We start from the raw sequence: 14,483 nt of genomic DNA, 5'->3' as shown, positions 1-14,483 counted from the left end.
GTTATTTCAACTCCCGAATTAATAATAGATACAAAATTATATAGAAAACAAGTCAAAACGAACCTAGCTATTATTTATATTAATAGAGTAATGGATTTACAGGTATTAAAGATTTGTAAGGATCTCCTCTCCCATTTACATGTGAATTACATCCTCGAGTTGTGAAAGACACCATTGAAAGAAATTTACGTAAGCTACACAGAAAGCAACATGGCTTTCCAAATGAATAACGACGTTTACTTTTAAGATGTAAATAAATACGGTCGTATTAAAAAAGCCTGAGTGACTGTAAATGAAGTCATTCAGGCTTTCAATAAATTAATATTGTTAGAAAAAGGATTTAAAATATAGGTCAAATCCACTTATAAAGGTTCTTTGTCAATACTCTCACCCTTCACTAAAGAACTAAATTTTGTTCTTCCATACCAAGTGATTGCTATCAAAAATCCTAAGATTGGGGAAGCTCCGTAACCCATTAAAGGAACTGGGAAACTCCCGAAAAGTGTAGAGATTAATAGAAGTGTAAAATACATACCAATACATATGGATGGTAATACAAAGTGCTTAGGTGGAAATAACACAAAAGGGATAGGTAATAAAATAAGCGCAAGTATACCAGAGATATACCATATTATTCCCATTTGAGCGACTAAGCCTACTATCTCTTCCACGTATGCTATTGAAGAAAGGTTATCTAAAAATATCCAAGATGTCGTAATTAATCCAAAGAGGATTACTATAAGCAATAAGCTGACGGATTTTCTCACACCTCTATTAATTAACAACACGATAGCTGGAAGACCAAAGCTTGTGAGTTGAGATGCGTCAGGCTGAAAAAAAGAATTATTGAGACACTTAAAACTACAGCAACTGAGAGCTTTAGTGATTTTAAACTTAATTTCCATATCATTAGTAAAAGCGCTGGCAACACTACCATGGAAACATTGATTTGTAAGCCCCCAATGGCTACCCATCTATGCACACCACCTATATCCCTACTAATAAAAGTTAATAGCAATAATAAGATTGATATTATTACCATAAAGGATGTAGATTTTGAAAGCCTTATATTACGCTTATAGGTAATTAGGAAGCATGAAATACTTCCTGCTATTGTAAAGAAGACAACATTTTGAATCCAAATGAACATGGGAACTTCATTGAAATACATAGCTATTACACCAATAAAGACCGCTGGAAAGGCAACTAATATTGGAAAAAAATTAAGTATTCTTAGTTTCATAAGCTTTACCCTTCTAAACTGTATATTAACGCCTGTGAAATTTAGGGATTTATTTCCGTATCTAGATGGAGATTATGGTCTAATTGGCGTCTTCTACATATACTTAAAATTAAACCTACTGCAATCATCTCTAAAATTATATGTGAACCCCCAAAGCTTATAAATGGTAGCGCCACACCTGGTAAAGGAGATAAGCCTAGGTTTGTCAAGACACTCAAAATAAATTGAGTTGTAAAGGTTGCCGCTAATCCAGTGAACAATATTTTTTCATAGGAAGAGTTCATTTTTTTTGCTGTACTTATTATTCTAGCAATAAAAAACCCAACCAGTGCGCAAACAACAATTGCAGCAAACCAGCCAAACGAATATATAATGTAAGCGAAAATAAAATCTGTATGGACTTCAGAAATTAACTCTTGATTTAACCCGAGGCCACTTCCCATAAAGCCTGCAGCATATAGTTGTTTAGTTACAAAAGGATTTACTAGGGTGTAGTTGTGAGAATGCAATAACAGCTGTAAGCAAGGCCATATCGAAGCTACTGTTGCAAATCCTATAACTTGCTTAAGGCTTGCTTTTGACGCATGCATGATCGCTACACAGATAATAATGCTTATGATAATTGTCGATAAAGCTTCGGTAGTTAGTAATAAAACAATAGGTAATAAAATGATACTTATTCCAAGCCAAAATTTTCGAGGATTTCTCCAATTCCAGGCTTTAAAGATTCCTGAAAAAGAAATAACTAGAAGAAACGGAGTGATCTCTGTAAAATTAATGTTTATAAAACCAAGAGTTAAAAACGGTACACCATCGACTCTAACACCGAATAAAACAGTTAGAGCAAGAATAATAACGGTTCCTATATATAGATGTGGTGAATACTTTATCAACTTTCGATAATTTAAGGTAAACAAACTCAGCATGAACACTGTACCCAACAAGTAAAAAACAAGACTTTTATTAAATATTTCTACACCTTGAATCTTAGTAAAAACAGAATGGAATTGTAGATAATACATAACTAATAACCCCAAAAAAGAAACGGCTATCACTGGAATAGCTGTTTTTAAATCTATCTGGGCTTTATGTATCTCATTAAGTTGCTTTCCTAATACTTCAACATCCCCCATATAAGCCAACGCTCTATCAATCGCTTCTTCTTCAGATAGCCCTGCAAGCATTGCTTCTTCTTTAAGAGTATGAAGATGGTCGCTTATTTCTAATTTGATGCTATCATGAACGTCTTTATTTTTAACCTTTTTACATAAGTCTTTGATATACATATCAAACTTTTTTTCTAATCCCATACAATTTTCTCCCCATCTACGACTCGGTCAACTGCAGATTTAAAAACTGACCATTCTTTCTTTTTTTCTTTAACAAACTCTTTACCACTATCATTAATTTTGTAGTATTTTCTTTTTCTGTTTCCATTTCCTTCTCCCCAATAAGACACAATGAAACCTTTGTTTTCTAGATTGTGCAGAATGGGATATATTGTACCTTCCTTGAAACTAAAAATACCGTCTGAATTCAAATCTAATACTTTAATAATTTCGTACCCATACATTGGTTTAGAGTCAAGTAAGCTTAAAATAAGAGTAGAGGTACTCCCTTTAAGCAGCTCTTTATTAATTTTCATGAAAAGTCCACCTTTTATACATAGATTTACTATGCATAGATTTAATATGCTTATAATATATTTTAAAATAAGAGCTGTCAATACTTTTTCATACTCTATTTCAATATCTACAGACTTTTGACTAGTGTACTATTAAATCTATTAAACTAACGTTTAATGGCAGTAAATAAGGAGTATTTCTATACTTAAGTTTGCGCGCAAAATAAAAATCCCTTGACACTAATAGTGTCAAGGGATTTACCAATTAATATTAGCTCATGTATTGATCGCGTTCTCATGGGTGAACTTGTGTGCGGAATAAGTTTCACCTTATTAAACATCTTTATAGATAATTAATAATCCTTAATTTGACAAACTTTTATGAAAATTCAATATGCCATATTTCGCAAATTATTGTGTATTCTCGTTTAAATTGTGGTCAAAATGTGGTCATTAAAAGTTACTTAAGAACAACTCTTTATGTACGACTTCTTTTACTATGTTTTGTATATCCCATAAAATAAACATTTACTTAGTCTTTTTCTAGATCACAAAACAAACAATAAAATTACTGCAATGAAAATACAAAACTAATATTTTGTAAATAATATATAAAACAGAACGTGTAGAAGTATCGTTACGCCAATCATATTAAACCAATTTATTGAATATTTATTATTTTCAGGTTGAATTACACCCATAGCAACTATATTCCAAAATATTTTAGTATCACGCCACCTTTGTTTACTAGATATTTCTTTCTCTTCTGACTTTTGATTTTCTTTTCTAGCCCATAAAATAGCAATAACTATATCTAAAATTGCTCCTGCAGTCACTGCAATAATAGCGAATTCATCTGATACGTTAAATAATAATTCTTTCGGTTCCTTATTCTTATCTTCTTCAACCTTGCGTTCGTGTTTCATTAACTCTTCTGTAAATGTAGTATTAGATTCACTTTGTTTAACTGGTGATGTCACGTTATTGAAATCTACCAATGCTATCACACTAACGAAAGAGACCATCAATACAACATAGCCCATGAAAAACAAAATTGTCATTTTAGATGATTTATCCAAATTAGAAACACCTGCCACTTTAGTTTAATAAACTAACTCCCTATAATTTGCAACTATATTTTAACATATAAGGATATAAATTCTTCTCTTTTCTCGAAACAAACCATAATTGCATAACAAATAACAAGTTAAATAACAGTATGGCAATATCTATTACCACGATCTTATTTCAGATTTGATTTATTGATAAATGTTGATATGAAATAAAAACGACAGTTAATTCGCTGCCGTTTTCTATATTAAGTATAGAATAGTAAATAATATTATAAAAAACATAATAACTTGGCATATAAACAACTACTCTATATACTTATGCACAGTAATTAGGGAAAAGCGAAAAATCTATAAACCAGCTAACTTAGTTACTACAGTGATAGTATTAAACGGTTTATAAAATAATTGTAGGAGTGTTAATGTAGACATGTTTACTTTTCAAAAATATCTTTGGACTTTTTTTAAAGTTTGGTTTTTAATCGGATTAATTTTAGTTGGATTTTCGATTTTACCACCTTGGCTTGAGTGGGCAAATGCAGTCTTTTTATTTGCATCTGGCTTATATGCTTCTTGTTATTTATGGACTGTGTTACCAAAAGGACGATTTATTATTCCACTCATCTTCTTTGGTTCGATTGCTATTGAATCATTTGGAACTCATACTGGACTTTTATTTGGTGAGTATAAGTACGAAGCAGATTTTGGGCCTATGATTCTTGGAGTTCCCATTACGATGGGACCAGCTTGGTTATCAGTAATTGGAGCGAGCCATGCATTTTCCAGGTTATTTTCATTTCGTCATCGTACAATCCTATTAGTTCCACTTTTCTCTGTATGGTTAGATTTAGCTATTGATCCAGTGGCTGCGAATGTTAAAAACTATTGGATTTGGAATGAAGGGGGCTTTTATTATGATATCCCTAATCAAAATTTCTTTGGTTGGTATGTGACAGCGCTGCTATTTTCTTTATTTATCGCAAGGTTTGAACAGGAAACAACTATCAAAGAGTTAGAGCATAATAACCAGTATCTCTTTATGATGCTACATATTTTATTTGGTTTCACTGCTTTCATTGCTGGACTGTATGGTGTTTTACTGGTTGGTATCTCGTCTATAATCTGTTACTTCGCTTTAAAAGCGATGCCCACTAAAAGGTGATCACTGCCTTTCTAAACAATAATTTATATAGATTATAAATAAACAAAGCAGCTTTTCACACAAGAGTTATCTAACAAACAGTTGTTAATACTTGTTTTCTTAGTAAGGTGGCTTAGTTGGATACTATATTAACTTGATAGTTGACATCTAAATGAGATGTTAACATTAGCACCTTACGAATGTTCGTAAGGTATTTTTTAAAACTATATACGTTGAATTACATGGAGGAGTCAGTCAAGATGGCCCCTCCATGTATTTTTTAATCTTAATTTTATGGTTCGATTCAATATCATATTTGATTATTTTCCATTTTTCTTTACTATGTATACGAATTATTTAATACTACTTTAATCTTTTACAAACATACAATAAACTTTCTGAGTTTACGAAGTTGTGGAGTAAAAACTGACTTTCTACTATTTATACTGTAGCAAGCCATAACCAAAGGTTTCATCTTTTCCAATTTCACCTAAGTCCAAAGAATTACCCTCTAATACTTTAAATGCTTCTTCTTAATTAAAATTTTTTCAGGATGGTCTAGTATGTACAGAGCAATTATCCCTGTTACAAAAGCTGTCGAGTGAGAAGTTCCTTCAAACGTAGAATATCCCTGGTGATTGTTAGTCGAGAGAATATCTCTTCCGGGGCCCACAACGTCTATTTTACCTTTAGGAGAAAATCTTAATCTCTCATGATTTTTATCAATAGATCCTACAGAAATAACATTAGGGTATTTGGCTGGGTAATCTACATCTTTCATATAATTATTCCCACTAGCAGCTACAATGATAATTCCTTGAGAAATCGCTTTTGGAATTACTCTCTTCAGTTCTGCACTGTCTTTTTCCATTCCAAAGCTTAAATTAATGATTTTAACATCTTGATTTATTGACCATTCGATACCTTTTACAATGTTATCAACTGATCCGATACCCTCATCGTTTAAAACCTTAACAGAATATATATCTGCAGATGGCACTATTCCCCTAATGCCTATTTTATTATTTTTAGCTGCTATGATACCAGCGATTGATGTTCCATGATTGAACTTATCCTCAACTGTTTGATTTGAATTAACTGCGTTAAACTCGTGTTTAACTTCTCTTTTTAAATCTGGATGCTCTTTATTAATACCACTATCTAGTATTGCAACCTTTACCTTTTTTTGTTCTTTATATTGCTATTAATTATTGTGTCTTTAAATCCCCATGTTTCTTGTTGTTTAGATAACTCGTGTTTACTAACTTCTTCTTTTTTTTCATTGTTATAAACTTTTTCTGAAAAGTTTCCTATCACATAAAAAACTGATAACGATAAGATGACTAAACTTAAAATTATAATTATCTTTTTCATAGAAATACACCACCTAAAAAAGGAAAGAAGATGACTTTAAAGTCACCTTCTCTTGTTTTATTAGATTATCCAGAAAATAATTTCTGTTAAAGATTCAGCACTTTTACCAGGTACTCCTGCTTTTTTTAATGCTGCAGTTAAAGCTCCTTTAGTACCTTTATCTAATCTCTCCGTTGCATAAGCAATCTTTCTAGCATATTTATCTACAAGTTTTGCTTTTGAAGGAGACAGAGGTTTAATAGCATATCTTAATCCTTTTCCTCCAACTCGACAAATCCAGCCAAATGCTTTAATAGCTTTTAAAGTTCCTCCCACTACACCTGAAGCTTCAGCATCAATTACTTCTTCCCCTATGTAAGCTTGAAACTCTTCCGTCGTAGCAGCATATTGAATGAAATCTCTTGTATCTTGAATATCTGTTTCAACATCATCACTTAAAAATTCTGAAAACGTTAAATCCTCTTCTAAAACTTCTTCTTGAATTGCTTTTTCTTCTTCCAAGTACTCTGTTATTAAAGATTGAGGGTTTAAAGTATCTACTGTTGATTGATTAGTAGATTGAGAGTTTGTTGCTACAACATCGTTCTCAGCTGCTAAAGCTGAAGAAACTGGAGCAAAGCTTCCTCCTAGAACCGCTAATGACGTACTTAATACAATGCCTTTAAATAGTTTTTGATTTTTCACCTTGTAAATTATGGTAAAATATAGTAATTTTAAACACAAGCAATATATTACCATATTTTCCTCTTATGTAAATGATTTTCTTGTAAAAATTTTATAAAAAAGGGGTTTTTTGAAATTAAATGGGCAAAAAGAAACAAAAAGAGACTATAGGAGATCATATATTCGCGATAATAGTTATAGGTCTAATGATTGCTGTAATTTTATGTACACCTTTCATAATTTTTTATGGAATATTACATTTAATATCTCTAACACCTGATGTAACAATTAACGCCACAGGAACATGGGCATCACTTAAAATTATTTTCCAATTCTTCCTTACTACTGTAGTAGTGACAGGAATTTTTGATACCATTCTTGTGAAAGTTTTAAATCTAAGAAAAGGAATTTGGGGATATATTTCTGAATCATTACTAATGATGGCATTCTTTTACTTATATGTATTGGTTTACTCGATGCTTTTCGGAAATTTAACATTACAAAATTATGGATATTTATATACATCTATCTTCTTGTTTATTATGTATCTATTGATTCATATTTTTTACTGGTTATCCAAGTTTCTTTATGAAAAGATGGTAAAAAAATCTTGATACATCCTTGAAAATTTTACATTTAAAAGAGGAATATTAGCTTTACAGATTTAATAAATAAGAAAGGCCTAGCGATATAAATTAATTTTGTTTGGCCCTTCTTATTCATTACATGTAATGAACAAATTATTACATAATTTGTTTAGAGATGTTATTATAAATAACTTTTTACGTATTTTTATTCTTATAATTTCCTAGTTGACATCTAAATGAGATGTTGATATCATCACCTTACGAACGTTCGTAAGATACCTTTTAAAATTATATATGCTGAATTACATGGAGGAGTCAGTCAAGCTGGCCCCTCCATGTCTTTTTTTAATCTTAATTTTATGGATAGGAGATGAATCGAATGATTGTGTTACAAATTGTACTTATCTTACTAGCAACGAAAGTGGCAGGTCAGATAAGCGTGAAGTTAGGGCAGCCCTCTGTTCTAGGCAAGATTATGGTAGGTATTATCATAGGTCCTGCAGTTTTAGGCTGGATACATGACGATGAAATCATAAAAACGTTTAGTGAAATTGGTGTTTTATTACTGATGTTTTTAGCTGGGTTAGAAACGAATTTAAAAGTATTAAATGAAAATAAAAAAGCAGCTATATTAGTTGCAGCTGGTGGGATCATTGCACCAATCCTGTTGGGATATGCTGGTGCTCAATACTACAACTTTTCACTGGCTGAATCTATTTTCATTGGGTTATTATTATCTGCTACATCCGTCAGTATATCTGTTCAAACATTAAGAGAAATCGGTTGGTTGAAAAGTAAAGAAGGATCTACTTTGCTTGGAGCAGCTGTATTAGATGATGTTATTGTTGTAATATTAATTGCAGTTGCTCTTAGTGTATTTGCAGGTTCAGACACAAATCTTGCACTACTTATCGCCAAAAAGATTCTATTCTTTGTCATTGTTATTTTAGCTTCTAAATGGTTCGTACCTAAATTTATTAAGCTGTTTTCAACCTTTAAAGTTACCGAAACGGTCTTAAGCGCAGGGTTAATTGTTGCTTTTAGTTTTGCTTATTTTGCTGAGTATTTAGGAGTTGCCGGCATTATTGGAACATTCTTTGCTGGAGTGGCTATTTCTCAAACAAAATTTAAAGAGGAAATGGAACATAAAGTAGAACCTCTTGCAAATGGATTTTTTGTTCCGTTCTTTTTCACAAGTATTGGTCTAAGTGTCTCGTTTAGCAGTATGAGTAGCCAAATAGGATTTATCGTACTGTTCTCATTCATTGCCGTTGTATCTAAATTTGTTGGATCTGGCTTAGGTGCTAAATTATCTGGTTTCAATAATCGTTCATCAATGGGAATCGGCGCTGGAATGATATCCAGGGGAGAAGTTGCATTAATTTTAGCTGCAATGGGATTAGAAAGTAAATTATTACCTGTAGATTACTACACTTCAGTAATCCTTGTGATCATTTTAACAACAATTGTCACCCCACCATTATTAAAGCTATTTTTTGGTACTAAAGAGGATAAACTGTATAAAGATAAAATGAATGCGAGTATGTAGGAGATTTCACTCCTCTTATTGCACCAAAGTTACCATTTACATTGACATTAAAAAATCTTTTTGTTAGCATTTACTTACGAACGTTCGTAAGGAGGATAAATATGAAGTCAAATCAGTTGAAAGAAGTAGCATTACATCAATTTGCTTTACATGGTTATCAAGGAGCATCACTCGCAACCATTGCGAATGAAGTAGGAATTAAAAAACAATCCATTTATGCACATTTTAAAAGTAAAGAAGATCTTTTTATGAGTACGTTTACTGATTCTCTAGAAAATGAATTGTATTTCGTTAAACAATTTATGGAAAAGAATCACTCTCTATCGCTCAAAGAGATTCTTTATAATTTTCTTAATGACTATTTAGGACGTTATCAAAAGGATCATCATATGAGTTTTTTTATGAGAACATCCTTTTTTCCACCGCTACAATTTGAAGAACAAATTAAAAATGGGACCAACACGTTTGTAAATGAATTAGAATCTTTATTTTTAGGAATGTTTGAAGACAAAAAAGATGATTTAAATCCAAATATTGCTCCTGAATCTGCAATGATGTCATTCTTAACAATATTCGATGGATTATTAGTTGAACTTCTATATGGATTCCCAGAGCGTCTACAAAAGCGTCTGACTAGTTCTTGGGATATCTATTGGCAAGGTATTACGAAATAAAAGGAGAGAATGAAATGAATCGTGCTTGGGGTTTATTAGTTTTAGGTTCCATCGTAGAAATATTCTGGGTCATGGGATTAAAACATGCTGATGATGCATTCACATGGACCGGAACAATTATCGCCATTGTTTTATCATTTGGTCTCTTGATTAAAGCCACGTCACAACTTCCCGTTGGAACAGCGTATGCTGTTTTTACTGGACTTGGTACCACAGGTACTGTGTTAATCGAAATGCTTGTTTTCGGCGAGCCATTTCAACTTGTAAAAATGATTTTAATACTTGTGCTTCTTACAGGTGTTATTGGGCTTAAGCTTGTTACTGGAAACACGAAACAAGAAGGGAGTGCTTCATAATGGGATGGATTTTTCTTGTTTGTGCAGGACTCTTTGAAGTAGTAGGCGTCACCGGTTTAAACCTGATATTACGCAAAAAGAACTTTTTCTCATTTGCAGTCTTTGTTTTAGGGCTAGGAACTAGCTTTACCTTTTTAAGCTTAGCGATGCAGTCTTTACCAATGGGAACAGCTTACGCGATATGGACAGGAATTGGAACAGTTGGCTCAGGTCTTGTCGGAATCCTATTTTACGGAGAATCAAAAAGTATAGCGAGAATTGTATTTATGGCGATGGTATTAAGTGCCGCAATCGGCCTAAAGCTAATTAGCTAACAAAAGGAGAATAAAACATGACATTATGGTTTACAGAAAGACAAACTTCTTCATTCGGGATTACAGGAAAAGTAAATCGTACATTAGAAAATGAAAAGACACCTTTTCAACAATTAGATATGGTCGAAACGCAACAATTTGGAAACATGTTGTTATTAGACGGCATGGTCATGACATCAGAAAAAGATGAATTTGTCTATCACGAAATGATTGCTCACGTACCATTATTCACACATCCCTCCCCTAAACATGTTTTAGTAGTTGGTGGCGGTGATGGAGGAACCATCAGAGAAGTGTTAAAACACACGAGCGTAGAAAAAGTCACACAAGTTGAAATTGACGGTAAAGTAGTTGAGTATTCTAAAAAGCATTTGCCTGACATTTCGTCTGAATATGAAAACCCAAGAGTTGAGTTAATAATTGGTGATGGATTTGAACATATTATCAAAAGTGAAAATAGGTATGACGTGATCTTAATTGATTCGACTGAACCTGTTGGACCAGCTGCCGGTTTATTTACAAAGGGCTTTTATGCAGGGATTGCAAAAGCTTTAAAGGAAGATGGCATTTTTGTCGCTCAAACAGATAACCCATGGTTTAAAGCTGATTTAATCAAAAATGCCATTCATGATACAAAAGAGATTTTCCCCATTGCACGCCTCTATACGTGTAACATTCCAACTTATCCAAGTGGGATGTGGACATTTACAATGGGTTCGAAGGTATATGATCCATTAGAACTACCTATTGATAAAATTAGTGATATAAATGGAAAATACTATACACCAGAATTACACTATGCAAGTTTTGTATTGCCTAAGTTTGTTCAAAATTTATGTAAATGAATACTGAGTGCCCCATAGTAAGTAAAAAGAAGTGAAAATGAACTCTCTTCTTTTGTATTTTTTAATAATTAGCTGATTTTAAAACAACTTGCAAGCTATTAATTATGGAATACACCCTTAACATATAGTTTTTTCTACACTATTAATATCAAATTGAACATGTGAGCACAAAAAAACGCCTTCATACATTGTATCAAGGCGTTTTCTACCAATTAATATTGGCTCATATATTAATCGAGTTCCCATTGTAAAGTTCTTTGGATCTTATTGGACCCAAAAGTAGTTTGATGATTGAATAAATTATTTTTCCAACGAGGTCTCTCCACAATCTCAAAAATTACATAATTCAAGAACATGCATTTACTAAACAACAAGAATTAATATTCCAGGTGAGTTTTTAGTAGTATTGTGAATAAACTGATAGATAGCTGTAATTAAATTGAAAATTTATCCATTTAAAAATATGTAAATAATTATTGGTTATTTCTTTTTACATAACTAAAAATGCCCAAATATATATATTTTCCCAAATTTTTATGGTATAAAAAATTATAAACTATAAGGAGGTTAGATAATGGAAAAAACAAATAGCAAATCAATTGTTTCACTTATTTTAGGTGTATTATCATTGGCTATACCATATATCGGTATAATTATTGGGGTTGCTGGTCTCCTATTTTCAGTAAAAAGCACAAAAGAGATTAAGAAAAACCTTGAAAAAGGCAAAGGATTTGCCCTTACAGGAGGAATATTTAGTACTCTTGGTATTGGAATACAAGCTGTGATGTTAGCTTTAGCTATAATTGGTTACACGGCTCTCTTTTTTTAAAATATTTATGAAATTTTCTCACTATTACTTTATAGTTATTACAAAACAAATAAAAACCTACTCTTATGAGCAGATCTAGTCTAGCATCCATAACTTTTTATTTTTCACCTTTTAGTTCTAGCAGTATAGGTACTATATTTAGTAAAATAGAAACAATTGTTAAAAACCATACTGCCTTTTCCATAGTAGGAACAACATCCATTAAAGCTGACCAATCTTCCCCTTTTACCCAATCAGATACAAGGCTATGTTCTGCACAGAGTGTCAGTGCCGTGAATGATAATCCCATCGCCATCGCAAGTTTATAATCTTTTCCTGTTTTATACATATACAGATTTATAATAGTTGCTACTATGGCAATAAGCCCTAATATTAACCACATAATAATGCCTCCATTATATTCTATTTATCTTGAAAATATAAATTAAAAGGTCCAGTTACCTATTTTATAGTCATATCTGCTAGCTATACAAACACACTTTTATATAATACCATAAAAGGTAAATTATTACTTGTTGTAATAAAAAAAGATTTTTTATTTCTACAGTTTTTACTATCAAAATAGAAAGATAGCTCCATAAAAAGACGCCTCGATACATTATGCCAAGGTGTTTCCTAACAATTAATATTGACTTTTTTATTGATCGCATTGCTATAAGGAAACTGGTGTGTGGAATAAGTTTCACATCATCAAAGTCTTCTAGAAATCATATTTCGCAAATTATTAATTGGCTTCGTGGATGCTTGTGGTAAGAAGGTGGTCAAGCCTTAAAATGTTAAAGAAATACGCCCCCAATAAAAAAAGCCTGAATGACTGCAAATGCAGTCATATCAGGCTTTCTACCAATTAATATTGGCTCATGTATTGATCGCGTTCCCATGGGTGAACTTGTGTGCGGAACATATCCCACTCAATTTCCTTAGCTTCGATGAAGTGCTCAGCTAAGTGCTCACCTAATGCAGAAACCATGATTTCGTTAGCTTGGAAGCTATCTAAAGCTTGAGCTAGCGTAGCAGGTAGATCTACGATACCTTCTTTTACGCGCTCTTCTTTAGTCATTACATAGATGTTGCGGTCGATTGGTTTTGGAGCTTCAAGGTTGTTCTTGATTCCGTCTAAACCAGCTTTTAGTAATACAGCCATTGCTAAGTATGGGTTAGCAGCTGGGTCTACGCTACGTACCTCAACACGAGTTCCTACTCCGCGAGAAGCTGGGATACGAATTAATGGGCTACGGTTGCGTGCAGACCATGCAACGTAACAAGGAGCTTCGTAACCAGGTACTAAACGCTTGTAAGAGTTTACTGTTGGGTTTGTTACAGCAGTGAAGCTGTGAGCGTGCTTAATGATACCAGCGATGAATTGACGAGCTGTATCACTTAATTCTAAGTTTCCGTTTGCATCATAGAATGCATTTTTGCCATCTTTGAATAGTGAAAGGTTACAGTGCATACCTGAACCGTTCACACCGAACAATGGTTTTGGCATGAATGTTGCGTGTAAGCCGTGCTTACGAGCAATTGTTTTAACTACTAGTTTAAATGTTTGGATGTCATCACAAGCTCTTAATGCGCCAGCATATTTGAAGTCAATCTCATGTTGACCAGGAGCTACCTCATGGTGAGATGCTTCAATTTCAAAGCCCATTTCTTCAAGCTCTAATACGATGTCACGACGGCAGTTTTCACCAAGGTCAGTTGGTGCTAAGTCGAAATAGCCACCTTTATCGTTTAATTCTAACGTTGGCTCTCCTTTTTCATCTAGCTTGAATAAGAAGAATTCTGGCTCAGGCCCAAGGTTAAAATCACTGAATCCTAAGTCTTCCATTTCTTTTAATACACGCTTTAAGTTGTTACGTGGGTCTCCATCAAATGGAGTTCCGTCTGGATTGTAGATGTCACAAATGAAACGTGCAACTTTACCTTTTTCAGACGTCCAAGGGAATACAACAAACGTGTCTGGATCTGGATATAAGTACATATCAGATTCTTCGATACGTACGAAACCTTCGATTGAAGAACCGTCAAACATCATCTTGTTGTCTAACGCTTTTTCTAATTGACTTACTGGAATTTCAACGTTTTTGATTGTTCCTAAAATGTCAGTGAACTGAAGACGAATGTATTTTACATTCTCTTCCTGAACCTTTTTGAAAATATCTTCTTTTGTGTACTTTGCCATCGTGTGATCCTCCCCTAAATCTAAAAAATATT

17 protein-coding genes are annotated in these 14,483 nt (G+C 32.9%); 8 read left to right on the top strand and 9 right to left on the bottom strand.

The window, feature by feature from the left end; translation table 11 throughout:
* Positions 1 to 362 precede the first annotated feature (362 nt).
* From V2145_RS04385 to V2145_RS04370, 4 genes are all read right to left on the bottom strand, one after another.
* Positions 363 to 974, bottom strand: a complete 612-nt coding sequence (locus V2145_RS04385; protein ID WP_131888156.1) for a hypothetical protein — start codon at positions 972 to 974, stop codon at positions 363 to 365.
* 310 nt (positions 975 to 1,284) lie between these two features.
* A complete protein-coding gene (locus V2145_RS04380) occupies positions 1,285 to 2,553 on the bottom strand; it encodes an FtsW/RodA/SpoVE family cell cycle protein (protein ID WP_330987353.1) in 1,269 nt (422 codons plus the stop codon).
* A complete protein-coding gene (locus V2145_RS04375) occupies positions 2,544 to 2,888 on the bottom strand; it encodes a PadR family transcriptional regulator (RefSeq protein ID WP_094912502.1) in 345 nt (114 codons plus the stop codon). Before V2145_RS04375 ends, V2145_RS04380 begins: the two co-directional genes overlap by 10 nt.
* 569 nt (positions 2,889 to 3,457) lie before the next feature.
* The gene (locus V2145_RS04370; protein ID WP_330987352.1) at positions 3,458 to 3,946 is read right to left on the bottom strand and encodes a hypothetical protein; all 489 of its coding nucleotides are present in this window, start codon (positions 3,944 to 3,946) and stop codon (positions 3,458 to 3,460) included.
* A 421-nt stretch (positions 3,947 to 4,367) separates the two neighbouring features.
* On the opposite strand from V2145_RS04370, the gene V2145_RS04365 reads away from it, so the two are divergent.
* Positions 4,368 to 5,099 carry a carotenoid biosynthesis protein gene (locus V2145_RS04365; protein ID WP_311857018.1) on the top strand — a complete coding sequence of 244 codons (732 nt, stop codon included), beginning with the start codon at positions 4,368 to 4,370 and terminating at the stop codon, positions 5,097 to 5,099.
* A gap of 490 nt (positions 5,100 to 5,589) precedes the next feature.
* Here V2145_RS04365 and V2145_RS04360 read toward each other — a convergent pair whose 3' ends face one another.
* From V2145_RS04360 to V2145_RS04350, 3 genes are read right to left on the bottom strand one after another with little or no spacing between them, the layout of a single operon-like run.
* The gene (locus V2145_RS04360; protein WP_330988121.1) at positions 5,590 to 6,231 is read right to left on the bottom strand and encodes a S8 family serine peptidase; all 642 of its coding nucleotides are present in this window, start codon (positions 6,229 to 6,231) and stop codon (positions 5,590 to 5,592) included.
* A 23-nt stretch (positions 6,232 to 6,254) separates the two neighbouring features.
* Positions 6,255 to 6,452 (bottom strand): hypothetical protein, encoded by a 198-nt coding sequence (locus V2145_RS04355; protein ID WP_131888161.1) that lies wholly within the window; start codon positions 6,450 to 6,452, stop codon positions 6,255 to 6,257.
* A 60-nt stretch (positions 6,453 to 6,512) separates the two neighbouring features.
* Positions 6,513 to 7,136 (bottom strand): hypothetical protein, encoded by a 624-nt coding sequence (locus V2145_RS04350; protein WP_286175461.1) that lies wholly within the window; start codon positions 7,134 to 7,136, stop codon positions 6,513 to 6,515.
* Positions 7,137 to 7,255: 119 nt separating this feature from the next.
* Here V2145_RS04350 and V2145_RS04345 point away from each other — a divergent pair, with 119 nt between their 5' ends.
* The 7 genes from V2145_RS04345 to V2145_RS04315 all read left to right on the top strand — a co-directional run bounded on the left by V2145_RS04345 (position 7,256) and on the right by V2145_RS04315 (position 12,269).
* Positions 7,256 to 7,729 carry a hypothetical protein gene (locus V2145_RS04345; RefSeq protein ID WP_131888162.1) on the top strand — a complete coding sequence of 158 codons (474 nt, stop codon included), beginning with the start codon at positions 7,256 to 7,258 and terminating at the stop codon, positions 7,727 to 7,729.
* Between the two features lie 352 nt (positions 7,730 to 8,081).
* Positions 8,082 to 9,251, top strand: coding sequence for a cation:proton antiporter (locus V2145_RS04340; RefSeq protein WP_330987351.1), 1,170 nt, complete (start codon positions 8,082 to 8,084; stop codon positions 9,249 to 9,251).
* A 101-nt stretch (positions 9,252 to 9,352) separates the two neighbouring features.
* Entirely contained in the window at positions 9,353 to 9,925 is a 573-nt protein-coding gene (locus V2145_RS04335; RefSeq protein ID WP_131888164.1) for a TetR/AcrR family transcriptional regulator, read from the top strand.
* 14 nt (positions 9,926 to 9,939) lie between these two features.
* Entirely contained in the window at positions 9,940 to 10,281 is a 342-nt protein-coding gene (locus V2145_RS04330) for a DMT family transporter (protein ID WP_330987350.1), read from the top strand.
* A complete protein-coding gene (locus V2145_RS04325) occupies positions 10,281 to 10,595 on the top strand; it encodes a DMT family transporter (protein ID WP_131888166.1) in 315 nt (104 codons plus the stop codon). Before V2145_RS04330 ends, V2145_RS04325 begins: the two co-directional genes overlap by 1 nt.
* 17 nt (positions 10,596 to 10,612) lie before the next feature.
* A complete protein-coding gene (gene speE, locus V2145_RS04320) occupies positions 10,613 to 11,440 on the top strand; it encodes a polyamine aminopropyltransferase (RefSeq protein ID WP_330987349.1) in 828 nt (275 codons plus the stop codon).
* 574 nt (positions 11,441 to 12,014) lie between these two features.
* Positions 12,015 to 12,269, top strand: a complete 255-nt coding sequence (locus V2145_RS04315; protein WP_330987348.1) for a DUF4190 domain-containing protein — start codon at positions 12,015 to 12,017, stop codon at positions 12,267 to 12,269.
* Between the two features lie 97 nt (positions 12,270 to 12,366).
* Here V2145_RS04315 and V2145_RS04310 read toward each other — a convergent pair whose 3' ends face one another.
* Together V2145_RS04310 and glnA are read right to left on the bottom strand one after the other, a co-directional pair.
* On the bottom strand, positions 12,367 to 12,651 hold the full coding sequence (locus V2145_RS04310) for a hypothetical protein (RefSeq protein ID WP_131888169.1): 285 nt from the start codon (positions 12,649 to 12,651) through the stop codon (positions 12,367 to 12,369).
* Positions 12,652 to 13,116: 465 nt separating this feature from the next.
* The gene (gene glnA, locus V2145_RS04305; protein ID WP_094912507.1) at positions 13,117 to 14,451 is read right to left on the bottom strand and encodes a type I glutamate--ammonia ligase; all 1,335 of its coding nucleotides are present in this window, start codon (positions 14,449 to 14,451) and stop codon (positions 13,117 to 13,119) included.
* Positions 14,452 to 14,483: the final 32 nt, after the last annotated feature.

The organism is Priestia sp. GS2, from assembly GCF_036409025.1.
GTDB classification, from domain to species: domain Bacteria; phylum Bacillota; class Bacilli; order Bacillales; family Bacillaceae_H; genus Priestia; species Priestia aryabhattai_A.
The sequence above is the reverse complement of the archived record's forward strand: the minus strand, read 5'-3'. Positions and strand labels throughout refer to the sequence as shown.